At 60.3% G+C, this 23,270-nt stretch carries 22 protein-coding genes and 1 tRNA gene; 10 read left to right on the top strand and 13 right to left on the bottom strand.

Annotation, left to right across the window (positions count from 1 at the left end; translation table 11 throughout):
* The 5 genes from M5C01_RS18680 to M5C01_RS18700 all read right to left on the bottom strand — a co-directional run bounded on the left by M5C01_RS18680 (window position 1) and on the right by M5C01_RS18700 (window position 6,159).
* The gene (locus M5C01_RS18680; RefSeq protein WP_152740091.1) at window positions 1-1,455 is read right to left on the bottom strand and encodes a DUF3375 domain-containing protein; all 1,455 of its coding nucleotides are present in this window, start codon (window positions 1,453-1,455) and stop codon (window positions 1-3) included.
* 222 nt (window positions 1,456-1,677) lie between these two features.
* Complete coding sequence (locus tag M5C01_RS18685) at window positions 1,678-2,514, bottom strand: hypothetical protein (protein ID WP_152740090.1); 837 nt, start codon at window positions 2,512-2,514, stop codon at window positions 1,678-1,680.
* Window positions 2,511-4,142 carry a hypothetical protein gene (locus M5C01_RS18690; RefSeq protein WP_152740089.1) on the bottom strand — a complete coding sequence of 544 codons (1,632 nt, stop codon included), beginning with the start codon at window positions 4,140-4,142 and terminating at the stop codon, window positions 2,511-2,513. The genes M5C01_RS18685 and M5C01_RS18690 overlap by 4 nt, the downstream gene beginning before the upstream one ends.
* 18 nt (window positions 4,143-4,160) lie before the next feature.
* On the bottom strand, window positions 4,161-5,609 hold the full coding sequence (locus M5C01_RS18695; RefSeq protein WP_152740088.1) for an OmpA family protein: 1,449 nt from the start codon (window positions 5,607-5,609) through the stop codon (window positions 4,161-4,163).
* A gap of 61 nt (window positions 5,610-5,670) precedes the next feature.
* Complete coding sequence (locus M5C01_RS18700) at window positions 5,671-6,159, bottom strand: hypothetical protein (protein WP_152740087.1); 489 nt, start codon at window positions 6,157-6,159, stop codon at window positions 5,671-5,673.
* A gap of 34 nt (window positions 6,160-6,193) precedes the next feature.
* On the opposite strand from M5C01_RS18700, the gene M5C01_RS18705 reads away from it, so the two are divergent.
* From M5C01_RS18705 to M5C01_RS18720, 4 genes are all read left to right on the top strand, one after another.
* Window positions 6,194-8,134 (top strand): methyl-accepting chemotaxis protein, encoded by a 1,941-nt coding sequence (locus tag M5C01_RS18705; RefSeq protein ID WP_152740086.1) that lies wholly within the window; start codon window positions 6,194-6,196, stop codon window positions 8,132-8,134.
* Between the two features lie 137 nt (window positions 8,135-8,271).
* Window positions 8,272-9,324 (top strand): GGDEF domain-containing protein, encoded by a 1,053-nt coding sequence (locus M5C01_RS18710; RefSeq protein ID WP_152740085.1) that lies wholly within the window; start codon window positions 8,272-8,274, stop codon window positions 9,322-9,324.
* Window positions 9,325-9,701: 377 nt separating this feature from the next.
* Window positions 9,702-10,145, top strand: coding sequence for a DUF3592 domain-containing protein (locus M5C01_RS18715; RefSeq protein WP_152740084.1), 444 nt, complete (start codon window positions 9,702-9,704; stop codon window positions 10,143-10,145).
* Between the two features lie 4 nt (window positions 10,146-10,149).
* Window positions 10,150-10,743: a hypothetical protein gene (locus M5C01_RS18720; RefSeq protein WP_152740083.1), complete on the top strand. Its 594-nt coding sequence runs from the start codon at window positions 10,150-10,152 to the stop codon at window positions 10,741-10,743.
* A gap of 74 nt (window positions 10,744-10,817) precedes the next feature.
* Here the strand turns inward: M5C01_RS18720 and ychF are convergent, their stop codons facing one another.
* From ychF to M5C01_RS18760, 8 genes are all read right to left on the bottom strand, one after another.
* Window positions 10,818-11,918 carry a redox-regulated ATPase YchF gene (gene ychF / locus M5C01_RS18725; protein WP_103496901.1) on the bottom strand — a complete coding sequence of 367 codons (1,101 nt, stop codon included), beginning with the start codon at window positions 11,916-11,918 and terminating at the stop codon, window positions 10,818-10,820.
* A 22-nt stretch (window positions 11,919-11,940) separates the two neighbouring features.
* Window positions 11,941-12,525, bottom strand: coding sequence for an aminoacyl-tRNA hydrolase (gene pth / locus M5C01_RS18730; RefSeq protein WP_100942297.1), 585 nt, complete (start codon window positions 12,523-12,525; stop codon window positions 11,941-11,943).
* A gap of 171 nt (window positions 12,526-12,696) precedes the next feature.
* Window positions 12,697-13,287, bottom strand: a complete 591-nt coding sequence (locus M5C01_RS18735) for a 50S ribosomal protein L25/general stress protein Ctc (RefSeq protein ID WP_152740082.1) — start codon at window positions 13,285-13,287, stop codon at window positions 12,697-12,699.
* Window positions 13,288-13,425: 138 nt separating this feature from the next.
* On the bottom strand, window positions 13,426-14,367 hold the full coding sequence (locus M5C01_RS18740; RefSeq protein ID WP_003171603.1) for a ribose-phosphate pyrophosphokinase: 942 nt from the start codon (window positions 14,365-14,367) through the stop codon (window positions 13,426-13,428).
* Between the two features lie 46 nt (window positions 14,368-14,413).
* A tRNA-Gln gene (locus M5C01_RS18745) sits at window positions 14,414-14,488 on the bottom strand.
* A 34-nt stretch (window positions 14,489-14,522) separates the two neighbouring features.
* Window positions 14,523-15,374, bottom strand: a complete 852-nt coding sequence (gene ispE, locus M5C01_RS18750) for a 4-(cytidine 5'-diphospho)-2-C-methyl-D-erythritol kinase (protein ID WP_103497636.1) — start codon at window positions 15,372-15,374, stop codon at window positions 14,523-14,525.
* Window position 15,375: 1 nt separating this feature from the next.
* Window positions 15,376-15,993: a lipoprotein insertase outer membrane protein LolB gene (gene lolB, locus M5C01_RS18755; RefSeq protein ID WP_103497635.1), complete on the bottom strand. Its 618-nt coding sequence runs from the start codon at window positions 15,991-15,993 to the stop codon at window positions 15,376-15,378.
* A 4-nt stretch (window positions 15,994-15,997) separates the two neighbouring features.
* The gene (locus M5C01_RS18760) at window positions 15,998-17,722 is read right to left on the bottom strand and encodes a tetratricopeptide repeat protein (protein WP_103497634.1); all 1,725 of its coding nucleotides are present in this window, start codon (window positions 17,720-17,722) and stop codon (window positions 15,998-16,000) included.
* Window positions 17,723-17,906: 184 nt separating this feature from the next.
* On the opposite strand from M5C01_RS18760, the gene hemA reads away from it, so the two are divergent.
* From hemA to M5C01_RS18790, 6 genes are all read left to right on the top strand, one after another.
* On the top strand, window positions 17,907-19,196 hold the full coding sequence (gene hemA, locus M5C01_RS18765; protein ID WP_152740081.1) for a glutamyl-tRNA reductase: 1,290 nt from the start codon (window positions 17,907-17,909) through the stop codon (window positions 19,194-19,196).
* Window positions 19,193-20,275, top strand: coding sequence for a peptide chain release factor 1 (prfA, locus tag M5C01_RS18770; protein WP_103497632.1), 1,083 nt, complete (start codon window positions 19,193-19,195; stop codon window positions 20,273-20,275). Before hemA ends, prfA begins: the two co-directional genes overlap by 4 nt.
* Window positions 20,276-21,106, top strand: a complete 831-nt coding sequence (gene prmC, locus M5C01_RS18775; RefSeq protein ID WP_152740080.1) for a peptide chain release factor N(5)-glutamine methyltransferase — start codon at window positions 20,276-20,278, stop codon at window positions 21,104-21,106. It begins immediately after the preceding gene.
* The gene (locus M5C01_RS18780; protein ID WP_178129890.1) at window positions 21,100-21,855 is read left to right on the top strand and encodes a molybdopterin-synthase adenylyltransferase MoeB; all 756 of its coding nucleotides are present in this window, start codon (window positions 21,100-21,102) and stop codon (window positions 21,853-21,855) included. The genes prmC and M5C01_RS18780 overlap by 7 nt, the downstream gene beginning before the upstream one ends.
* Window positions 21,848-22,639: a glutamate racemase gene (murI, locus tag M5C01_RS18785; RefSeq protein WP_152740079.1), complete on the top strand. Its 792-nt coding sequence runs from the start codon at window positions 21,848-21,850 to the stop codon at window positions 22,637-22,639. Before M5C01_RS18780 ends, murI begins: the two co-directional genes overlap by 8 nt.
* 110 nt (window positions 22,640-22,749) lie before the next feature.
* On the top strand, window positions 22,750-23,265 hold the full coding sequence (locus tag M5C01_RS18790) for an acyloxyacyl hydrolase (RefSeq protein ID WP_152740078.1): 516 nt from the start codon (window positions 22,750-22,752) through the stop codon (window positions 23,263-23,265).
* Window positions 23,266-23,270: the final 5 nt, after the last annotated feature.

Here is a 23,270-nt window from a genome sequence, read left to right on the forward strand (position 1 = left end):
TCATCTCACGAAAATGATTCGTGGCATCCGGGCTGATTTATGCAACGGATGCCCGTCGGCGGAGACAGACTTCCAGGCAATATCCTCGGGGGTATTTTCATCCACAGTCGCCTTGAAGGTCTCGCTGCCCAGTTGCAGGTAAGCCACCAGCTCCGCCAAGCCTTGTTGCAGCGGTTGGGTCTTTATCAGCTCAAACAAGGTCACCTGCGTCCGATCCTGCAAGGCCTTGCGGATATGCTGGGTCAGACGCGCCGTATCCACCACTACCTGTGAGTACAGCGCCGCGTCATCCACATCTTCATTGCCTGCTTGCAGGATGGCATCGGCGATCAACGGTTTGAGTGGCGGTGTATGGAGCGGGCGCTCCATGGGCAGTTCGATATTCGCCGCCAGTTCGTCAACCTCCGTGAAGTTCTCTCCCGGAGGATTGTCGCGCACGGCCAGAGCCTTGGCCTCTATGTCGCGTAGGATATCCATGATCCGCCGGTTTTCCAGCCAGGCCTGGTCGTCTAGAAAGCGGCGCAGCTGTTGCGAGAGCAGCGCCACGGTGCGCTGGGTATGTTCGCCGGCCTCCAGCCAGTCGTAATGCACGCGGCGCAGACGGGGTTCCGGTTTGAGTTCGGTAATGGCCGTCAAGGTCAGTACCTTGTCCAGCAACTCGCTTAGTTCCTCCTGGCGCTGCGCCGACATCAGGAAGTCCCAGAACGCCCGGAAGCTGCGCCCCTGGTCCGAGTCGGAAATGGTGTCGCGCTCGCCCATAATCTCGTCGAGCAAGGCGGCCTTGCTGCCATTCCAGAGTGCGATACGTTCGCGTACGCGCCGATCCAGTTGACGAAAGTTATGCTCCACTTCGCGAAAATCGGTCAGCAGTTCGCGCGCCAGTTGCAGAAATTGCTGGAAGCGATCCTTCAAGGCGGTATCGTCCAGAAGCGCCACATGACCACTGCGTACCAGGGCCATTTCCGCGTCGATATCGTCGCGACGTTTCTGTAGCTCCTCCAGCCGTTTGACGGGATCGGCCTCGCTGCCTTCATTCATTTGCTTGAGCAGTTCGAACAGGGTGAGCAGCCGCGACTCAGTGCCGACAAAACTGCGTTCGCCCAGGCTTTCGAGCCAGACGATGGCTTTTTCCGTGCTTGGGGTCAGGTCGAATTGGGGCTCGTCCGTACCTTGTCGATAGAATTTGCGCAGCCATCCTTTGTCGATATCGGCCCAGTCATTGAGGTATTCCAGCGCCGAACGGGGAAACGCCTCGGCTCCCTGTGCCAGGCGTAATGCGTATAACTCATCTTCAAGTGCTTCGACGAGATTCGCGGCCGCCATCACGCGTACATTGGGCGCGACAAATACCCGGTGCAGAAAGCTCGCCACCAGCGGGGCGTGTGGGGAGTTGAGCAATCGCCAAGCGGGGTGGCGTGTACGCAAGGCGTCGAGGTTGGCGTAACTCATCGCCATGATGTTGGTTTCCTATTTTTACACGGTGCTGTCCGTTTGCCGCGTTGGTTCAGATCCTTGAGCGTACTCGCAATAGCCGTGTGAAACCAAGTCAAGCGGGCTCTGTTCAGGGCTTGCAGGCGCGACGAGCGTGTTTCAATTTATGACTGTTTTGAGCCGGCAAGAAAACCATGAGGTCAAACTGCGCCATATGCGTGTTTTTTGAGGCTCGCTGGCCTTGGGCTACTTCAGGTCCCCACCCAGGCTCGGCGTACCGAAGCCGTTCAACGAGGCGTTGGAGTGGCTGAAGTATTCGCCCCAGAACTGGTTCAGCGCGTCCATGGTCTTGCCTGAGCGATAACTCTGTTTGACGCCATCGGTGATCAGGCCGGCTCCAGTGACATAGATGCGGGCGCCGGACAGGTCGGCGAACAAATTGTGGGTTTGTGCTTTTTTCAGTTCGTCGGCGACGACCAGGTTCCTGATCTGGTTTTTCGCGTAGAAGCTGGTGTAGTCACTGTTTTCCAGCATGTCGCTGATCAGGAACACCACGTGATCGCTGGCCTTGTCCGAGGCCTTGATATCTTCGCCGATCTTGCGCAGGGCGTTCATGATTTCGCTGCGCGGGATGTCCTCGCGAGCCTCGCGAAGACTCTTGACGAACAGTTTGCCGAAGCCTGCCTCAAAGTTTCTTGGCTGGCTCGCCAGGCACTGGTCAAGCGTGCGCAGCTTGCGTGCGCTGGCATCGTCCCGGGCGTCTTCCTCCGCTTTCTTGTCGAGCTTGCCGGCGTACAGCAACCGCAGGTATTCGCCTGGCAGAAATGCCGAAAAGCTGTAGAGCTTGACGCTGTCGCCGGGTTGTACGAAGCGGCTGATCTGTCCCCAGGCCTGCTTCTGGATGTCCTCCGGAACGGGGACGGTTTCATCCACCACGACAATCAGTTCGCGGCCTGGCGACGCCGGTTTCAGCTCTGGCAGTTGCGCGCTCTCATAGCAGCTTTGCAGATCATTTCGTTCGCTGCCCATGGTGATGCCGGGTATTACCAAGGCCGCCAGCATGAGTAGCTTGAGCCCCTTCATGCGTTGACCCCGCCGACTTTGAAAATACCCAGTTGCTTCAACAACAGCTGTTGGTCACGGATGCTCTTGAGGGCATCCTCAGTCTGCTTCAGGGCTTTTGCCAGGGTTGGCAGTTGCTCGTCGGTGACACTGGTCAGGTCATGAAAGCTGTTGGCATCTATCTCTGCCGGCACTGACACGGGCGTTGAAACAATCGGCGCGTGCTCGGGCAGGGCGGCGATCGCCGCTTGCAAGGCGGGAACCGGTGTTGTCGGTTGTGCCGTCGGGACAACCAGGGGAGGTGTTTCAACGACGGGTGCGGGCGTAGCGTTGATCCGCTCATTGCTATCGCGCAGGTTTTTTTCAGCGGTACGGCGCACCGTTACATAAGCGTTGAAGTCACGCTTCTGGATGGCGGCTCCCTTCATGGCATTCAGGTGCTCGGCCTTGTTGGTGCCACGGCTGGAAAGCTTCTGCTGCAGCATGCTGAGCTTATGGTCCGCATGACCGGAGATTTTGGTGCGCTCACGTTCAAGCCAACGGACCATTTCGTCGGCACTGTTGAATTTGTGCGTGTAGTCATAGGCGCGCCGCGAGTGGACACCGGCAAAACCGAAGATGGTTGCCAGCCAGCAGGTGATGCACTGGATGGCGATGTAGATCACCGAGAGGATCAGGTAAGTGGTCAGAGAGGCTTCTCTGATCGCTTGCATCTTGTCGTCGATGGTCTTGTTATCCGCTGAGTCGTTGACGGCCTTGGACTCATCCGGCAGTTCGAATGGACTGGCGTGAGCCGCACCGGCATTGTTCGAGCTTTCTGCGCGGAGCGAATTGACCATCTCGTCTTGAATGCTGTCGAGGGTCTTGGCACGAACCACGAACGCGGCCACGGACATGATCAGGATAATGGCCACGAAGGCACCGATCAGCAGGTACTTGGGCGCCACTTCGACGGACGTCGCGATGCGCGACAGGATACGGTTGTAGTCCTTGTCGTGATTGTCGCTGAAGCTGTCTTCGATGTTGATCGAATCGATTTGCTTGAGGTGGTTGGAGCGCGAATCCGAGGCGTCGCCACGCCACCATGCACGTGCTTTTTTGATCAGGCTGTTGTGATGGATCGCATGACCTGCCGCCTCGGCAAAACCACAGGAAATGACCGCCAGCAAAATGGCCACGCCAATGGCCTGGTAGCGTTTGTCACTGGCTGAGGCGTCGAGACTCAACCATCCCGACAGCACATAACCGAAGCCGATGGCCTCCACGACCAACAGCACGGCAGCCAGGACAAACACCCAGGCCGGGCGAGGCCGGCGGCCGGCTTCACCGATCTTCTTCAGGTAATCCTGGCATTGGCGAAAGAACTCCGGGCTCTTGTCGACCTCGTTGTAGGTTTCGTAGTAACTGTTGCACAGGTCGTATTCGGAACTGGTCCAGCCATCCGGGCGGATGGTCGGCTCTTTGCTCGCCAGGCGCGATACCGTGCCAATCAGCGGCACGCCGTGCCAGATACGCATGGCGAAGTAACCGACTTTCGCCCAGTAAAACTTCAGAAGACACAGCGTCACGAAGAGGGCCGTGAGGCTGATGATCGCCATCTCGTTTGCAGCAATAAAGGCCTTGAAGGCAGCCATCGCGGATTCTTGCACGTTCTTTTGCTCCTTTTTTTACCGCTGAGTGCTGACGGGCGCGTAGGCAACGGTGTAACTCTGGTCGCCGACGGGGTAGAACAATGCACCGCGTTCCGCGGTGGCATTACCTTTGCTGAAGACGATGTCCATACAGGCAACCGGTGCCTTGGGTTCATTGATAAACACCCGGTAAAGCACCTGCTTCTCGCCTTCATAGGTGTTGGCGACAGCGTTCATCTTCGGCAGTGCCTTGCGGTTGCCGTCGTCATAGCCTTTCACCACTTGGATAAATGGCTGTTTGCCGACTTCAGCGCCGTCGCGAAGAATCGACACCGGCGAGATGGTGACCAGGTTGCCGTTGACGGTGTTGGCCCATACGCGGTTGTTGTAGCCGGGCAGGTAGTCGCGGGTTTTCACATCGTCGAGGGGTTTGTCCGTGGCCAGGCTCTTGACCTCGCCGCTTTCGCGCGGCATGTCGTCCTGGCAACTGCCCACCGGGATCGTATTGGCGTAGGCGCTGCTCAGCAGGCTGAAACCCCCGCTTTTCGGGGTGATGTTCTGACCCAGGTTCCACTGCATGCTGGAGGTCGGCACGCCGCCGAAGTCCACGCTCGGCTTTGCTCCGTTGCTGGCGGTTACGGGGACTGGGGTTGGGGTTGCTACTGTCGGGCTCGTCGCGGCCGCCGCTGTGGCCGGTTTGCTGACAGGTTTGGCGGTGGAGGCGCCATGGGCCAGGTACTTGGCGTTGGACTGCTCGGCCTTGGCCCGCAGTACCAACATTTCCTGGGAGGTCAGTTCGGCGATTTCCACTCGACGGTTTTCGTTACGACCTTCGAGCGTGCTGTTGTCTGCCACCGGTCGTGAAGCGCCGGCGCCCTGATAGAAAATCGAGGTCGAAGGGATGCCAGCGGCCATCAGGGCTTTCCCCACAGTGCGGGCACGGCGTTCGGAGAGTTTCTGATTGGTTGCGCCGCTGCCCGTGGCATCGGTATGGCCGACCACCAGCAGGCGTCGAGTGTTGGCCAGCTTCGGGTCGACATTGGCATAGACTGCGGCCATTTTGCCAACGCTGCGCTGGCCACTGACCGTGAGTTGATCGGAGCCGGTCGCAAACATCCCCGAGTCTTCGATCTGCGTCACAACGCCGGCATCGACTGGCGCCGCATTCGGTGTGGCCGAAGCGGTCTGCAGGGGCTGCGAGCTGATCTTCAGGTTCTCTTCCTTGGCGATGCGGTCCAGCTCCTGCATCCGGCTTTGCCACACGGACCCGGCGTAACAGCCCACGGCTGTGCCGGCGGCAGCGCCAATCAGCGCGCCTTTCTTGCCATTGAGGGCATAACCCGCCGCGCCGCCGGCAACCAGTCCGGCACCGCATAAAATGGCGGTGCCATAGTTTTTGCCCAGTTGATCGAACTGGCCGGTAGAACAGCCGGAAGCCAGCAGCAGCGCGCTGGCAAGCGCCGTGAAGCGAAATGCGTTGCTCATCTCAAGTCCATTTCAATGCGATTGTATAAAACGCCGTTGCACCGAAATGCCGTTAAGAACTTCAGTCATCAGGCAAAACAAAATACGGTTGGGACGTTTGTCTTGGGCGCGCTAAAGCGACAGACGCTGTTTTTACAGGCTGGCAGGCGGTATCGGCGCGGTAACTTTCCCGGGAGGGCACAGGTGAACGAATAGCGGAGTGATCTTTTGGTTCGCGCACGGTTTTTTGCAGGCCTGGAACAAACGTGGCCTTGGCAAAAGAAGGGAGAGTGTTCAAGCGAGATCCTGTTCCATGGAGTGCGCGATCAAGTCCAGAGTGATAGCCAAATGGCATCATTTGCCGTCTGATGCTAAAGGCATTGCAAGGGGAAGTCACGAAAATGTTGGGGCGCTGAGGGATGGAAGGCAGGGGAAACACCATCCTGTAGAACCAGACTTTAAAAAGAACAAGATGAATAATAGTTGTATACAAAATATCGGCGAATATACCTTTTTCCCGACCGAGGCAGGTTGGGTGGCAAATCGCTATTTGCCCGTGTAGTCTGGCCATTCGCACCCCACTTGCGCGGATGGTGATTGTCGTAATGAAAATAAAAAACAAGCTTGTCCTTGCCTTTGTATTGGTCGCCTTTATCCCGGTGAGCCTTGTGGCAGTGATATCGGTGCTGAATATACGGGCTCAGGCCGTCGATCAGTTTATCGACGGCAGCACCCGTGAAATACGCCAGATCGACGGCAATATCCGGCAGTTTTTCGATGGATCTCAGCAGAATGTCGATCAAATGGCCGTTGATCCTGTATACACATCGGTCGCCAGCCTGAAACACTATGAAACCGCGGATGCCGCCAGCCATCCTCTGCCAGCGGCCGCTCGCCGGGTGATCGATGCGTTCGCCCGTTATGGCGCGACCCACCCGGCCGCCGCCATCCTGTCCATCGGCCTGGAAGATGGCAGCTACGCCAAATGGCCGGACGACCCGCAGCTATCGAACTACGACCCGCGTTCGCGCCCCTGGTACAAGGCCGCCATGGCCAGCCCCGGCAAAACGGTGCGAACCCCCGCTTACTACTATGACAAGGACGCGGTGGCGCTGGTCGGCACTGCCCGGGCAATGCTCGATGACGCCGGCAAAGCCAAGGGTGTGTTTGTCGTCAGCGTTTCGCTGAAAAACCTCACCGAGCTGGTCAAAAGCATCAAGCTCGGCGAAAGCGGCTACGTGATGCTGATCGAAGACGGCACCGTGCTGGTCGACCCCCGTGACGCCGCGCACAGCTTCAAGCAGCTCAAGGATCTGGGCGAGCCCTACGCCAAACTGGCCGCCACCGCGCAAGGTTCCACCGAGGTGGAAATCAATGGGGTCAGGTACATGGCCAATGTCTGGACATCCCCCGGCCTGGGTTGGCGTTATGTCGGTTTGATCGAGTACAACGAAGTCATGGGCGCGGCTACGCGCATGACCTATGTGACGGCGGTGATCGTGGTCGTGCTGGTGTTGCTCTTTGCGCTGCTCGCGGCGGCGTTCGCCAGGGTCATCGTCAAGCCGATCGGCCAGGTCAGCACGGGGTTGCAGTCGATTGCCGAGGGCGAGGGCGATCTGCGCCGTGATCTCGAGGTGCAGGGCAAGGACGAAACCGCGGAGCTGGCCGGCTGGTTCAACAAGTTTCTCGCCGCGATACGCCAGTTGATCCAGCGTATCGGCGCCGCTTCGACCAATTTGCAGGACGCCTCGCGGGTCAACAGCGAAGTGGCCGACAACATGAACCAGGCGGCCGGTCGCCAGCGTGAAGCGGTGGAGTTGGTGTCCACGGCTTTCAACGAAATGGTCGCCACCGCCAACGAAGTGGCCCGTTCATGCAGCACGGCCGCCGACTCCGCCGAGAGCGGACACCAGCGTGTGGCCGAGGGCAAACAGCAGATCGAATTGACCACCCAGAACGTCGGCCGCCTGGGCCGGCGCTTGACCGAGTCTTCCCAGGCCATGGTTGAGCTGGAGGAGGGCAGCCGCAACATCAACCAGATTCTCGGCACCATCCGCGCCATCGCCGAGCAGACCAATCTGTTGGCGCTGAACGCGGCGATCGAGGCGGCCAGGGCAGGTGACCAGGGTCGGGGTTTTGCCGTGGTCGCGGATGAGGTCAGGGCCCTGGCCAAGCGCACGTCCGACTCCACCGGGGAAATCGACCAATTGCTCGGTACGCTCGGCAGCAAGACCCAGGAAGTGTCGCAGAAGATGGAAAGCTGCCTGGACCTGTCGCGCGCCAGTGTGTCCTCGATCGAGAGTGCCCGTGACAGCTTTGAAGGCATCCAGCAGTCGGTGAATGAAATCCGCGATCAGAACCTGCAGATATCGGCAGCGGCGGAAGAGCAGCACAGCGTGGCCGAGGAGATCAATCGGCATATCCAGCAGATCTACGACGAGGCGCGATTGGTCGAAAGCCTGGCCAGTTCCGCACAGGAAGACTCGGGCCGGCTTTCGCACCTCTCGAATGAATTGAACGGCTTGGTGGGGCGCTTCAAATCATAGAGGCAATGTGCCATTTCTGGGCTGGCCGATCCCCCGGCGATTCACTACACTTCAGGCTCTACTTAGCTGTCGGCTATCAGGTAGTCAACCTACATAGGGACCGGGAATCATAACCGGAACCTGAGGTGACAGGTTTGATGTCAGGGACTTCCCCGGAAAACCAGCACAAGAGTTATGCGCGTCCCGAGTTCTGGCAGCTTTCCATGCGTTGCTGCCAGTTGGCTGGTGCTGTGGACGTCGCTTTTCTCTTCATTTTTCTCATGCTGGGTTCACCCATCCTGGCCTGGGTCAACGTGATCAGCGTGGCCATGTATGTCTACGCCTATCGCGCGTTCAGCCAACGGCGCAATCGGCTGGCGATCCTGCTGATCCGCGCTGAAGTGCTGGTGCACGCAGGGTTGGGAACGGTACTGATTGGCTGGGAAAGCGGCTTCCATTATTTCCTGCTGATGTTCATTCCGCCCCTGTTCGTGACCATGCGTGCCCGTAGCGCCTGGATCCTCGCGGCTTGCCTGTGGGCCTACTATGTGGGGCTGGATGCGCTCATGTGGTACATCCAGCCCCTGCAACCCATTTCCTCCAATGCCCTGTTGGGTGTGCACATTTTCAACCTGACCGTGGTGTTCTGCATGTTCAGCTACCTGGCGCTGTTCTATGTGGTCACGGTGACCCGTGCCCACAGGAGCCTGGCGCGGATGGCAACGACAGACTCCTTAACCGGCCTGTTCAACCGCCGGCACATGATTGCGCTGACCGAGAAGGAACTGGCGCGGCACCATCGATGCCCCGGCAACCTGACCTTGATGTTGATGGATATCGACCACTTCAAGCACGTCAATGATCAGTACGGTCACGATATCGGCGACCGGGTGCTTGATGCGGTGAGCCTGGTACTCAAGCACTCAATGCGCGAACAGGATTTTATCGGGCGCTGGGGTGGCGAAGAGTTTCTGGCGGTATTGCCGGAAACCGATCTTGATCAGGCGGCTGTAAGCGCGGAGCGCATACGCAAGGCGATCCAGGCGTTGGTGATTGACAGTGACGGTCATAAAGTCAGCGTGACCCTGTCCATCGGCATTACCCAATATCGGGCCCAGGAGGCGCTGAGCAACGCTATTGCGCGGGCCGATCGCGCGCTCTACGAGGGTAAGTCAGCTGGGCGCAACAGGGTGGAAGTGGCGCTGGCTTGATTGCGCTGTAGGTGCACTCGGCAACTGGTCGATCTCACTTGCACGCATGCTTAACCCTGCAAAGGGCGACCGGCACTGATCCAGTTCTCGGTCTGCTTCATCGTCAGCCGGTAGCGCCACTCTTGAACAACTCCTCGGTGGCGAGCAAGGAGTAACGGTTGCCCTCCAGGCGCGAGTTATAGCTCGTTACGGCTCATTACGGCTCAATAAAGCTCATTACAGCTCAGTCAGTCCTGGGATTCTCAATACTTTCCTTGCTTCGGTCAGCACGTCGCAATACTCGAACATGCCTCACCCGTCGTGCTGTACAAAGCACTTCCCGAAGGTTTCTTGCTATCCTGACCATCCTCTTTCATGGACGAATACCGAGAGAAGCCATGGCTAACTCCACCCCGTCACGCCTCGGGAAGATATTGCAGGGTCTGCTCTTTGCCCTGATCGGTATCGTCTTGTTGGGCATTGCCGTCAATCTCACCCTTGATCGACGCGAATTCCTCGCCCACGCACAAACCGCCGATGGCATCGTCAGCCACTTGAATGCCGGTGGTTCACATCCTGAAATTGCCTTCACCGCCAGCGGTGGTGAAAAGATCTCCTACCCCCAGGGCGGGTTTATTTTCGGCTACCAGAAGGATCAGAGGGTGCGGGTGTATTACCTGCCCGAGCAGCCGGCCAGTAGCGCCGTTATCGATGACCCGGCCGCACTGTGGGGCACTCCCGGGGTACTGGCTGGTATCGGTCTGGTGTTCATCATTGCCGGCCTGACAAGGGGTGTCCGTCAGCGCGGTCGTGGTGCGGTTCATTCACTTAAAGGACTTTGAACGTATGAGCTACAACATCCCGATCCCGATCCCGGTCAATGAAAGTCGCTGGCAGTATCAGACCGCCAGTGGCGGCGGTCTGAGCGTGGCCCTGTTGGCCGGCAGTGGCGGTTCGATCATCCTGCGTTCGCCCCAGGGCAAGGACGTCAGCTACCGCTACGGTGGCGTCGGGGTGGGTGTCGGATTTGGCGCGCGCCTGCCGCGTATCGGCAAGATCAATATCCAGCTCAAGGGCAAGAGCGTGGGGGCAGCCGGCGCGGCGGAGGCTTTTCCCAGTACCGGCAAGGTGTTTGTCAGCGACGCCTTGCTCAGTCGTGACCTGACCGATGACGATATCACCGGGCCCTGCCTGTATACCGAGGTGGCAGCGGGTCTGGTGGTCGGCGGTTCGGCCACGGCCCTGTTGTTCGGGCTTGATCCCAAGCTGCTGGCGTTGGCGGCGGCGGTGAGTTCCAACCCGGCGACCTCGCTCATTGCCTCTGCCACGGTCAACCGGCAGTTGCTGCAGTCGGCCAAGGGCGCGGTAGTCATGGCCGGCATGAACGCTGGCGTGCAGGCCGGTGGTAGCGCCGCGATCTACATGGGCTATCTGTTCTAGTCGCGCATAGCGGGTCGATATCACGCCCACAAAAAAGCCGCGTATCAACGCGGCTTCTTCGATTCCAGCAACGCTTACACGTTAAAACGGAAGTGCATCACATCACCGTCTTTAACGATGTATTCCTTGCCTTCCAGACGCCATTTACCGGCTTCCTTGGTCCCGGCTTCGCCCTTGTACTGGATGAAGTCGTTGTAGGCGATCACTTCGGCGCGGATAAAGCCTTTCTCGAAGTCGGTGTGGATCACACCAGCGGCCTGTGGCGCGGTCGCACCGACACGCACGGTCCAGGCGCGGACCTCTTCGACACCGGCAGTGAAGTAGGTCTGCAGGTGAAGCATTTCGTAACCGGCACGGATCACGCGGTTCAGGCCAGGCTCTTCAAGGCCCAGGGCCTCGAGGAACATGTCCTTCTCCTCGCCGTCTTCCAGCTCGGCGATTTCCGCTTCGATCTTGTTGCACACCGGCACCACGACCGCGCCTTCTTCCTCGGCAATGGCCCGGACCACATCCAGCAACGGGTTGTTCTCGAAGCCGTCTTCAGCGACGTTGGCGATGTACATCACCGGCTTGGTGGTCAGCAGGTGGAAACCACGGATCACCGCTTTCTCGTCGTCGCTCATGCTCTTCATCAGGCTGCGCGCCGGCTTGCCTTCGGTGAAGTGGGCGATCAACTGCTCCAGCAGGCCCTTTTGCACCACGGCGTCCTTGTCACCGCCCTTGGCGTTGCGCGTGACTTTCTGCAGTTGCTTCTCGCAGCTGTCGAGGTCGGCGAAGATCAGTTCCAGGTCGATGATCTCGATGTCGCGCTTGGGGTCGACGCTGTTGGAGACGTGAATCACGTTCTCGTCTTCGAAGCAGCGGACCACGTGGGCGATGGCATCGGTCTCGCGGATGTTGGCGAGGAACTTGTTGCCCAGGCCTTCACCCTTCGAGGCGCCGGCAACCAGGCCGGCGATGTCGACGAATTCCATGGTGGTCGGCAGGATGCGCTTGGGCTTGACGATCTCGGCCAGGGCCTGCAGGCGCGGGTCGGGCATCGGCACGATGCCGCTGTTCGGCTCGATGGTGCAGAAGGGGAAGTTCTCCGCCGCGATACCGGATTTGGTCAGGGCGTTGAACAGGGTGGATTTGCCGACGTTGGGCAGGCCGACGATGCCGCAGTTGAATCCCATGGTGTTTCCCCTCGGGTAAGAGTCAGGCCTTCTGGCTGTGCAGGTTTTTCATCGCGCGGTTCCATTCCCCGGCGAGGATATCCGGCAGCACGCCGAGGGCAAAATCGATGCTGGCATCGAGTTTTTCCTGTTCGGCGCGTGGCGCACGACCCAGGACAAAATTTGAAACCATACTGGCAACGCCCGGGTGGCCAATGCCAAGCCGCAGGCGGTGAAAGGTATTCTGGTTGCCGAGCTGCGCGATGATGTCGCGCAGGCCGTTGTGCCCGCCGTGTCCGCCGCCCTGTTTGAGCTTGGCGACGCCGGGAGGCAAGTCCAGTTCGTCGTGGGCCACCAGGATTTCTTCAGGCGTGATACGGAAGAATCCAGCCAATGCCGAGACGGCCTGGCCGCTACGGTTCATGTAGGTGGTGGGGATCAACAGACGAACATCCTGACCCTGGTGACTGAAGCGCCCGGTCAGGCCGAAATATTTGCGATCGGCCACCAGGTTGACACCTTGGGCGTGGGCGATGCGCTCAACAAAAAGGGCCCCCGCGTTATGCCGGGTCTGTTCGTATTCGGTGCCTGGATTTCCCAGGCCAACGATCAGTTTGATGGCAGTCACGACAGGGGCCCTTCCTAGGAGTTGTGGATAACATCGCGGCTATTGAGCCTAGCGGCGAACGTGGACGAAACATGCTCATTTACATGATGCAAACTTCGCGATCCCGCCCGCTTTACTCGCTACTTGCCAGCTCGCGATGTTTCCATGACTCCGACGTTGCGGAGTAAAAAATTACTCGGCAGCGGCTTCTGGTGCAACACGTGGCGCGTGAACGTTGGCAACAGCCAGGTCGTTACCGTGGGCCAGTGCAACGAACTCAACGCCTTTCGGAGCTTTGAGGTCCGACAGGTGAATGATCGAACCGACTTCGGCATCAGCCAGGTCGACTTCGATGAACTCAGGCAGATCTTTCGGCAGGCAGGTTACTTCGACTTCGGCCACAACGTGGGAAATCTCGCCGCCTTTCTTGACTGCTGCTGCTTCGTTGATGAAGTGCACAGGAACGTGAGCCGACAGTTTCTGACCGGCGACAACGCGGACGAAGTCAGCGTGCAGCACGTGGCCTTTGGCCGGGTGACGTTGCAGTGCCTTGATGATGACGTTCTGCTTGGCGCCGCCGATGTTCAGCTCGATGATGTGGCTGTAAGCCGCTTCGTTTTCGAGCAGTTTGGCAACTTCTTTGGCCAGCATGCTGATGGACTCAGGGGCTTTTTCGCCACCGTAGACTACAGCTGGAACCAGGCTTGCGAGACGACGCAGGCGGCGGCTCGCACCTTTCCCCAGGTCGGAACGCACTTCAGCATTCAGGGTAAATTCGTTCATGTTGACTCTCCAAATTAACCACATCCACCCTAGCGTTTGCGACCAGCGCTAAAGGCGGTATGGGCAAAAAAGCCCCGCCCCAACAGGTGTTGGGGCGGGGCGCTTTTCGTCAACGAGACATCCGAAAGGGCTGGGCCCTTAGCGGAACATCGCGCTGATCGATTCTTCGTTGCTGATGCGGCGAACCGCTTCGGCGACTACCGGTGCGATATCCAGTTGACGGATACGCGCACAGGCTTGTGCTGCAGCGGACAGCGGGATGGTGTTGGTCACCACCAGCTCGTCCAGCACGGAATTTTCAATGTTCTCGATCGCGCGACCCGACAGCACAGGGTGTGTGCAGTAGGCAAAGACCTTGGCAGCGCCATGTTCCTTGAGGGCTTTCGCCGCGTGGCACAGGGTGCCGGCGGTGTCGACCATGTCATCGACGAGAATACAGGTGCGGCCTTCGACGTCACCGATGATGTGCATCACTTCGGAGTGGTTGGCCTTCTCACGACGTTTGTCGATGATGCCCAGATCCACGCCCAGCGACTTGGCAACGGCCCGTGCACGCACGACGCCACCAATGTCCGGAGACACGATCATCAGATTTTCGAAGCGTTGGTCTTCGATGTCATCCACCAGAACGGGGGAGCCGTAGATGTTATCTACCGGAATATCGAAGAAGCCCTGGATCTGGTCTGCGTGCAGGTCAACCGTGAGAACACGGTCGATGCCGACGACGGTGAGCATGTCAGCAACGACTTTCGCGCTGATAGCCACACGCGCGGAACGCGGACGGCGATCCTGACGGGCATAACCAAAGTAAGGGATCACCGCAGTGATTCGAGTGGCTGAGGAACGGCGGAAGGCATCAGCCATCACGACGAGTTCCATCAGGTTATCGTTGGTCGGAGCGCAAGTCGGCTGAATGATGAAGACGTCTTTACCGCGGACGTTTTCATTGATCTCAGCGGTAATTTCGCCGTCGGAAAACTTGCCGACAGAGATGTCACCGAGTGGGATATGCAGCTGACGTACAACACGCCGAGCCAGATCGGGGTTAGCGTTCCCCGTAAAGACCATCATCTTGGACACGCGCAGTACCTGAAGGCTGAGGGTAACCTGGATGAGTATAGGAAAATGGCAGGGGCGGCTGGATTCGAACCAACGCATGGCAGGATCAAAACCTGCTGCCTTACCGCTTGGCGACGCCCCTGTATCTGTTGCAACGAGTACCCAGTACTCGATTCCTAGAGCAGACTCTGCAGCTTGCGATGCAACATCGAAACATTGCTTCCCTTTGCCACAAACCCTGTTTGGGTCTCTGTAAGAAGGGCCGAGACTTTATCAGCTTCAGCTTTGTTTGGGAAGGCCCCAAACACACAACTTCCAGTTCCGGTTAACTTTGCTTCGGTAAATTTACCTAACAAATTCAAAGCGTTACGTACCTCTGGATAACGCCTTGCGACAACCGGCAAGCAGTCATTACGACTGTTTCCCTTGGGAACGGGGCGCACTTTAATGGGCGCGGAGTCACGTGTCAACAGCGGATCGGAAAAAATTTCTGCTGTACTTACAGAGACTTGCGGAACGAGCACGACATACCAGGGTTCTTCGGGGTCTACCGGGGTGAGTTTTTCCCCCACGCCCTCGGCGAAAGCCGCGTGGCCACGGACGAAAACCGGCACGTCGGCGCCCAGTGTCAGGCCCAGCGCGGCCAGGCGATCTTCGTCCCAGCCCAGTTGCCAGAGGTGATTGAGGCCGAGCAAAGTCGTCGCGGCATTCGAGCTGCCGCCGCCGATGCCGCCGCCCATGGGCAGGATTTTTTCGATCCAGATATCCACGCCCAGGGGGCTGCCCGATTGTTCCTGGAGTTTTTTCGCGGCGCGCACGATCAGGTTGCTGTCGTGGGGCACGCCTTCGAATTCGGTGTGCAGCTGGATCACGCCGTCGTCACGCGCGGCGAAGCTCAGTTCGTCGCCGTAGTCGAGAAACTGAAACAACGTCTGCAACTCGTGATAACCGTCCGCACGGCGACCAAGGATATGCAGCATCAGGTTGAGCTTGGCCGGCGACGGCAGCGTCAGGCGGGCGGCGCTCATGTCACTGGCCCAGCTGGCGCGGCTGCCAGTCCTTGATCACCAGGGTCACGTCGAGGTCGCGGCCGTGCAGCTTGATGCGCTCGGGCAACCAGTAGCCGTTCTGCTCGCTGTAGCTCAGGTACTCGACCTGCCAGCCATCCTGTTCGAGGGAGGCCAGGCGGCTGTCGTTGTCCAGGCTCAGGCGGCTCTTGCTGTCCGGAGCGGGCAGGCCACGGACCCACCAGACCAGATGGGACACCGGCAGCTCCCAACCCAATTGCTCCTGGAGCAGGGCCTCGGGGCTGGTGGCGGCATAGCGGCCCTGGTTGGCGACCTCCAGGCTCACCTGGCCGGGACGCCCGGTCAGGCGGGCGGCGCCGCGCCCCAACGGGCCGGACAGGCGAATGTCGTAGTAATCCTGGCGTTGCAGCCAGAACACGGTGCCGCTACCGGAATCCTTCGGTGCGCGGATACCGACCTTGCCATTGATCTGCCAGCCGTCGAGGCTGCTCAATTGCTGTTTGTGCTTGGCCCAGAGGGCCGGGTCGCCGTGCCCTTCAACGGACTCACGGGCACCGAAGCCCGCGCAACCGGCGAGCAGGGCGATCAGGCTGAAAACAACGAGGTGGCGCAAAAACATAAGCTTAAAGAGTCTCGGAACCGGTCAGGCGCTTGATGGTGCTGCGCAGAAGTGGGCTGTCGGGCTGATCCTTGAGGAACTTGCCCCAGATTTGCTTGGCTTCGCGTTGCTTGCCGTTGGCCCAGAGGACTTCGCCCAGGTGTGCGGCGACTTCCTGGTCGGGGAACCGCTCCAGGGCTTGGCGCAGCAGGCGTTCGGCCTCGTCGAGGTTGCCCAGGCGGAAGTTCACCCAGCCAAGGCTGTCGAGCACGGCCGGATCTTCCGGATTCAGCTGGTGGGCCTTCTCGATCAGTTCCTTGGCCTCGGCATAGCGGGTGGTGCGGTCCGACAGGGTGTAGCCGAGGGCGTTCAACGCCATGGCATTGTCCGGTTCGCGCTTGAGGATGGCGCGCAGGTCTTTCTCCATCTGCGCCAGGTCGTCACGCTTTTCCGCCTGCATGGCGCGGGTGTAAAGCAGGTTCAGGTCGTCGGGGTACTGCAACAGGGCTTGCTGCAGAACGCTCCAGGCACGATCGCCCTGATGGTTGGCGGAGAGGATCTCGGCCTCGATCAGGTAAAGCTGGATCGCGTAGTCCGGCTGCTCGTCGCGGGCCGTCTTGAGTTTGCTCGATGCCTCGGCGCCGCGCCCGGTGGTGACCAGGATATCGGTCTGGCGCAGTTGTGCCGGCAGGTAGTCGTTGCCCGGCCCGACCTGGGCGTATTCATCCAGGGCGGTCTGCAGGTCGTTGTGCTCTTCGGCGATGCGGCCCAGGTTCAGGTGCGCCGAGTCGACATGGCTGTCGCGGGCGATCAGTTCGTCCAGGTAACCCTTGGCTTCATCCCAGGCCTTGGCCTCGAGGCAGACGAGCGCCAGGGAGAAACGCAGTTCGTCATCTTCCGGGTATTGCTGCACCAGGCTGGAGAACTGGGTCTTGGCGTCGGCCATGCGATCCTGTTCCACCAGCATGCGCGCGTAAGTCAGGCGCAGGCGCTTGTCGTCCGGGTATTGCTTGATGCTTTTTTCCAGGATCGGCAAGGCTTCCTTGCCGCGGTTCAGCGCTTGCAGCAAGCGTGCGCGCAGCAGGATCGGGGCGATTTCGCCGTCTTCCGGCGGGTTTTTCTCCAGCAGCGCCAAGGCGGCCTGGGTGTCGCCGTCCTGTTGCAGCAACAGGGCCTTGCCGAAAATCAGCTGGCTGTTCTTCGGGTGCTTGACCAGCAGACGGTCGAAACTTTTCTTCAGGCCGTTGCGGGTGTCCTGGTCGGTGTCGGCGGCCGACAGGGCAAGAAAGTCGAAATGGGTGTCGCCCTTGCCTTGCAGGACCTTCTCCATATAGACCATGGAGTCGTCATAACGCCCGCTGCGGGCCAGCTGGATGGCGGCCGCGCGTTGTGCCTCGAGATCATTCGGGGCGTTTTTCGCCCAGATCAGCGAGGTGTCGAGGGCCGCCTGGTCGGCGCCCAGGTACTCGGCAATCCGGAAAGCGCGCTCGGAAACCCCCGGATCCTGGGTGTTGATCGCCTGGGTCACGTAGTTATCCAGCGCGATATCGAAACGATTTCGCTGTCCGGCCAGCTCCGCGCTCAACAGGCTGAACACCGTATCTTCGGTGAACGAGCTGTAGACCTTGGGCTTTTCCGGGGCCGGAGTGGTGTCTTCAGCCGGCGGCGTACGCCCCGGCGACACGGGTGCCAAGGCCTGGCAGCCGCTGAGGAAGACAAAAGCGAGGAGCAACGCGGAGGATCTATTCATATAGGAGAAGGACGACTTACCTGCGGGTCGGGGCATCATGACACAAGCGGCGGGCAGAACCATACCCGAGACGCTCACCAGACACTTATAGCAACGTTACATTAGGACAATAGTCGGCAATGGTTGTTCTGAATCATTCGAAGGTGGACAATTGTCGGCTTCTCGACATCATCAGCGACCCTGAATGGCCTTCCTCGCACTCGGCATCAACCACAAGACGGCGTCCGTAGACGTACGCGAGCGCGTGGCTTTTACCCCCGAGCAATTGGTGGAGGCCCTGCAGCAGCTGTGTCGCCTCACCGACAGCCGTGAAGCCGCGATCCTCTCGACCTGCAACCGCAGTGAACTGTATATCGAGCAGGAGCACATTACGTCGGACACGGTCCTGCGCTGGCTGGCCGATTATCACCACCTGAGCCTCGAAGACCTGCGGGCCTGCGCCTATGTGCACGAAGACGATGCTGCCGTTCGTCATATGATGCGCGTGGCCTCGGGCCTGGATTCGCTGGTATTGGGCGAACCGCAGATTCTCGGCCAGATGAAGTCGGCCTATGCCGTGGCGCGGGAGGCGGGCACCATCGGGCCGTTGCTCGGGCGCCTGTTCCAGGCCACCTTCAGCGCCGCCAAGCAGGTGCGCACCGACACCGCCATCGGCGAGAACCCGGTGTCGGTGGCGTTTGCCGCCGTCAGCCTGGCGAAACAGATTTTCAGTGATCTGCAGCGCAGCAGTGCGTTGCTGATCGGCGCCGGCGAAACCATCACCCTGGTCGCCCGCCACCTGCACGAGCAGGGCGTCAAGCGTATCGTGGTGGCCAACCGGACCCTGGAGCGGGCCAAGATCCTCGCCGAAGAGTTCGGTGCCCACGCGGTGTTGCTGTCCGACATCCCCCAGGAACTGGTGCACAGCGACATCGTCATCAGTTCCACCGCCAGCCAGTTGCCGATCCTCGGCAAGGGCGCGGTGGAAAGTGCCTTGAAGCTGCGCAAGCACAAGCCGATCTTCATGGTGGATATCGCCGTACCCCGGGATATCGAACCGGAAGTCGGCGAGTTGGACGACGTTTACCTCTATAGCGTCGACGATCTCCACGAAGTGGTCGCCGAAAACCTCAAGAGCCGCCAGGGCGCCGCCCAAGCCGCCGAAGAACTGGTGAGCAGCGGCGTCGACGACTTCATGGCGCGCCTGCGCGAGCTGGCCGCGGTGGATGTGTTGCGCGCCTACCGCCAGCAGAGCGAACGCCTGCGCGACGAAGAACTGCAAAAGGCCCAGCGCCTGCTGGCCAACGGCGGCAGCGCCGAAGAGGTGCTGATGCAACTGGCCCGTGGCCTGACCAACAAGTTGATGCATGCGCCCAGCGTGCAACTGAAAAAGTTGTCCGCCGAAGGCCGCCTCGATGCGCTGGCCATGGCCCAGGAACTCTTTGCCCTCGGTGAGGGCTCATCGGATAGCTTTTCGGATAAGAAACCGCAATGAAAGCGTCACTGCTCAATAAGCTGGACATCCTCCAGGACCGTTTCGAGGAACTGACCGCCTTGCTCGGCGATGGCGAAGTCATTTCCGATCAGAACAAGTTCCGCGCCTATTCCAAGGAGTACGCCGAAGTCGAGCCGATTGTCACGGCCTACAAGCAGGTGTTGAAGGTCCAGTCCGACCTCGAAGGCGCCCAGGCGCTGCTCAAGGACAACGACCCGGACATGCGCGAAATGGCCGTCGAGGAAGTCCGCGAGGCCAAGGAACAGCTGGTTGAACTGGAAGGCAGCCTGCAACGCATGTTGCTGCCCAAGGATCCCAACGACGGTCGCAACGTGTTTCTCGAAATCCGCGCCGGCACCGGCGGCGACGAGGCGGCGATCTTCTCCGGCGATCTGTTCCGCATGTACTCGCGGTATGCCGAGCGGCGTGGTTGGCGGGTGGAAATCCTCTCGGAAAACGAGGGTGAGCACGGCGGCTATAAAGAAGTCATTGCCCGGGTCGAAGGCGACAACGTCTACGGCAAGCTGAAATTCGAATCCGGTGCCCACCGCGTCCAGCGCGTACCGGCCACCGAATCCCAGGGCCGCATCCACACCTCGGCCTGCACGGTCGCGGTATTGCCCGAGCCCGACGAACAGGAAGCCATCGAGATCAACCCGGCGGACCTGCGCGTCGACACCTACCGCTCCTCCGGTGCCGGTGGCCAGCACGTCAACAAGACCGACTCGGCGATCCGCATCACCCACTTGCCTTCGGGGATCGTGGTCGAATGCCAGGAAGAGCGTTCCCAGCACAAGAACCGCGCGCGCGCCATGTCCTGGCTGTCGGCCAAGCTCAACGACCAGCAGACCAGCGCCGCGGCCAATGCCATCGCCAGTGAGCGCAAGCTGCTGGTAGGCTCAGGCGATCGCTCCGAACGTATCCGTACCTACAACTTTCCACAGGGCCGGGTCACCGACCACCGTGTCAACCTGACCCTGTACTCCCTGGATGAAGTCCTGGCCGGGGGGGTGGAAGCCGTTATCGAACCGCTGTTGGCCGAATACCAGGCCGATCAACTGGCCGCCTTGGGTGATTGAATGACCATTATTGCCAGTCTGCTACGCGCCGCCGACCTGCCTGACTCGCCGACCGCGCGCCTGGACGCCGAACTGCTGTTGGCGGCGGCCCTGGGCAAATCCCGCAGTTACCTGCACACCTGGCCGGAAAAAATCGTCAGCAGCGAAGCCGCGCTGGCCTTTTCCGACTTCCTGGAGCGCCGTCGCGGTGGCGAGCCGGTGGCCTATATCCTCGGCCAGCAGGGCTTCTGGAAGCTGGACCTGGAAGTGGCGCCGCATACCCTGATTCCGCGCCCGGACACCGAACTGCTGGTGGAAGCCGCCCTTGAGCTGTTGCCGGCAACTCCGGCCCGGGTGCTCGATCTCGGCACCGGCAGCGGCGCGATTGCATTGGCCCTGGCCAATGAACGTCCGGCCTGGCAGGTGACGGCGGTGGACCGCGTGCCGGAAGCGGTGGCCCTGGCCGAACGCAATCGCCAGCGCCTGGGGCTGAACAATGCCACGGTGCTGAGCAGCCATTGGTTCAGCGCCCTGGATGGCCAGCGTTTTCAACTGATTATCAGCAACCCGCCGTACATCGCTTCGAGCGACCCGCACCTGGCCCAGGGCGATGTGCGTTTCGAGCCGGCCAGCGCCCTGGTGGCCGGTGCCGATGGCCTGGACGACCTGCGCCTGATCATCGCCCAGGCGCCCGCGCACCTGGAGGCCAACGGCTGGTTGATGCTCGAACATGGTTACGATCAGGCTGAAGCCGTGCGTGAGTTGCTCTCGGCGCAAGGTTTCAGCGACGTCCACAGCCGCACTGACCTGGGCGGCCATCAACGCATCAGTCTGGGGCGCCTATCGTGCTGAGTGACCAGGAGCTGTTGCGCTATAGCCGGCAGATCCTGTTGCAACAGGTCGATATCGACGGCCAGTTGCGTCTGAAAAACAGCCGGGTGCTGATCGTCGGTCTTGGCGGCCTTGGCGCCCCGGTGGCGCTTTACCTGGCGGCCGCCGGGGTCGGCGAACTGCATCTGGCGGATTTCGACACGGTCGAGCTGACCAACCTGCAACGCCAGATCATCCATGACACCGCCAGCATCGGTACGACCAAGGTCGATTCGGCGCTGCGCCGGTTGGCGGCGATCAATCCTGAAGTGACCCTGGTCGCCCATCGCCACGCCCTGGACGCGGATTCCCTCGGTGTCGCGGTGGCAGCGGTGGACCTGGTGCTCGACTGCTGCGACAACTTCGCCACCCGCGAGGCGGTCAACGCTGCCTGTGTCGCCGCCGGCAAACCGCTGGTGAGCGGCGCGGCGATTCGCCTTGAGGGGCAACTCTCGGTGTTCGATCCGCGGCGTCCGGAAAGCCCCTGTTACCACTGTTTATATGGGCACGGCAGCGAAGCCGAACTGACCTGCAGTGAAGCCGGCGTCATCGGCCCGCTGGTCGGCCTGGTCGGCAGCCTGCAAGCCCTGGAAGCCTTGAAATTGCTCGCCGGTTTCGGCGAGCCGCTGGTCGGCCGCCTGCTGCTGATCGATGCCCTGGGCACGAAATTCCGTGAACTGCGGGTCAAGCGCGATCCGCAATGCAGCGTCTGTGGTGGCGGCGATGCGTGACGCACCGATCGCGGTAATCGACTCTGGCGTCGGCGGCCTGTCGGTGCTCAAGGAAATCCAGGCCCTGCTGCCCAATGAGTCGCTGTTCTATGTCGCCGACTGCGGGCATATCCCCTATGGCGAAAAAAGCCCGGAGTACATTCGCCAGCGCTGCGCGGTGATTTCCGGTTTCTGTCGCGAGCAAGGCGCCAAGGCGCTGGTAATTGCCTGCAATACCGCCACCGTGGCGGCTGCCGCCGATTTGCGCCAGCGTTACCCGGACTGGCCGCTGGTGGCCATGGAACCGGCGGTCAAACCCGCGGCGGCGGCCACTCGCAGTGGTGTGGTCGGCGTGCTGGCAACCACCGGGACCTTGCAAAGCGCCAAGTTCGCCGCCTTGCTCGACCGCTTTGCCAACGATGTACGGGTGATCACCCAGCCTTGTCCCGGTCTGGTGGAAATGATCGAAGACGGCGATTTGCATAGCGAGGCCTTGCGCCAGTTGCTGCGCAGCTATGTCGACCCTTTGCTGGCGGCAGGCTGCGACACCATCATCCTCGGCTGCACCCACTATCCCTTCCTCAAGCCGCTGCTGCTGGAGATGATTCCGGCGTCCATCAGCCTGATCGACACCGGCGCCGCCGTGGCCCGGCAACTTCAGCGCCTGTTGGAAGCGCGTGATCTACTGTCCCAAGGGCCGGCGCGCGAAGCGCAATTCTGGACCAGCGCCGATCCGGATCACTTCAGGAAAATTCTGCCGCTGCTCTGGCAGAAGTCCGGGGTTGTGCAAAGCTTCACAGGGTAAACGTCGGCGTAGAGCGGCGAATCCCTCGTGAACTCAGGCTTAACGCCAAGCTTTCATTGCGAGGAGCTTGTTGGTCGCACCTGAAATGCGTTGGAAATAGGATATTTCTCATGAAGCAATTGTTCTGCTTGGCTGCGCTTGCGGCCGCCCTGGGGTATGGCGCCATGGCACAGGCGGCCGGTGTCGAGTTCTCCGTTGGCCAGACCAGCGATTCGACCCGGGCCTATCGCCTGGGCCTGCAATCGGACTGGGACAAAAGCTGGCTGCAAAGCGATGCAGGCCGCCTGACCGGCTACTGGAGCGGAGCCTACACCTACTGGGAAGGCGACAAGAGTCCCGGCAATCACAGCCTGTCGTTCTCCCCCGTATTCGTCTACGAATTTTCCGGGGCATCGATCAAACCCTATATCGAGGCGGGGATAGGTGTCGCCCTGTTTGCCCACACCGAAGTGGAAGGCAACAAGCTGGGCTCGGCCTTCCTCTTCGAGGACCGCTTGGGTTTCGGCCTGCGCTTCGCCGGCGGGCATGAAGTGGGGATCCGCGCGACCCACTATTCCAATGCCGGCATCCGCACGCCAAACGAGGGCATCGAAAGCTACGCCTTGCACTACACGATGCCTTTGTAACGGCC

It is taken from the genome of Pseudomonas sp. MWU12-2319, assembly GCF_023242525.1.
GTDB lineage: Bacteria > Pseudomonadota > Gammaproteobacteria > Pseudomonadales > Pseudomonadaceae > Aquipseudomonas > Aquipseudomonas gingeri_D.

Coding starts and splice junctions, on each gene's coding strand:
- M5C01_RS18680 (WP_152740091.1), bottom strand. CDS start 1,455: ATGGCGATGAGTTACGCCAACCTCGACGCCTTGCGTACACGCCACCCC.
- M5C01_RS18685 (WP_152740090.1), bottom strand. CDS start 2,514: ATGAAGGGGCTCAAGCTACTCATGCTGGCGGCCTTGGTAATACCCGGC.
- M5C01_RS18695 (WP_152740088.1), bottom strand. CDS start 5,609: ATGAGCAACGCATTTCGCTTCACGGCGCTTGCCAGCGCGCTGCTGCTG.
- M5C01_RS18700 (WP_152740087.1), bottom strand. CDS start 6,159: ATGGCCAGACTACACGGGCAAATAGCGATTTGCCACCCAACCTGCCTC.
- M5C01_RS18705 (WP_152740086.1), top strand. CDS start 6,194: ATGAAAATAAAAAACAAGCTTGTCCTTGCCTTTGTATTGGTCGCCTTT.
- M5C01_RS18710 (WP_152740085.1), top strand. CDS start 8,272: ATGTCAGGGACTTCCCCGGAAAACCAGCACAAGAGTTATGCGCGTCCC.
- M5C01_RS18715 (WP_152740084.1), top strand. CDS start 9,702: ATGGCTAACTCCACCCCGTCACGCCTCGGGAAGATATTGCAGGGTCTG.
- M5C01_RS18720 (WP_152740083.1), top strand. CDS start 10,150: ATGAGCTACAACATCCCGATCCCGATCCCGGTCAATGAAAGTCGCTGG.
- ychF (WP_103496901.1), bottom strand. CDS start 11,918: ATGGGATTCAACTGCGGCATCGTCGGCCTGCCCAACGTCGGCAAATCC.
- M5C01_RS18735 (WP_152740082.1), bottom strand. CDS start 13,287: ATGAACGAATTTACCCTGAATGCTGAAGTGCGTTCCGACCTGGGGAAA.
- ispE (WP_103497636.1), bottom strand. CDS start 15,374: ATGAGCGCCGCCCGCCTGACGCTGCCGTCGCCGGCCAAGCTCAACCTG.
- lolB (WP_103497635.1), bottom strand. CDS start 15,993: ATGTTTTTGCGCCACCTCGTTGTTTTCAGCCTGATCGCCCTGCTCGCC.
- M5C01_RS18760 (WP_103497634.1), bottom strand. CDS start 17,722: ATGAATAGATCCTCCGCGTTGCTCCTCGCTTTTGTCTTCCTCAGCGGC.
- hemA (WP_152740081.1), top strand. CDS start 17,907: ATGGCCTTCCTCGCACTCGGCATCAACCACAAGACGGCGTCCGTAGAC.
- prfA (WP_103497632.1), top strand. CDS start 19,193: ATGAAAGCGTCACTGCTCAATAAGCTGGACATCCTCCAGGACCGTTTC.
- prmC (WP_152740080.1), top strand. CDS start 20,276: ATGACCATTATTGCCAGTCTGCTACGCGCCGCCGACCTGCCTGACTCG.
- murI (WP_152740079.1), top strand. CDS start 21,848: ATGCGTGACGCACCGATCGCGGTAATCGACTCTGGCGTCGGCGGCCTG.
- M5C01_RS18790 (WP_152740078.1), top strand. CDS start 22,750: ATGAAGCAATTGTTCTGCTTGGCTGCGCTTGCGGCCGCCCTGGGGTAT.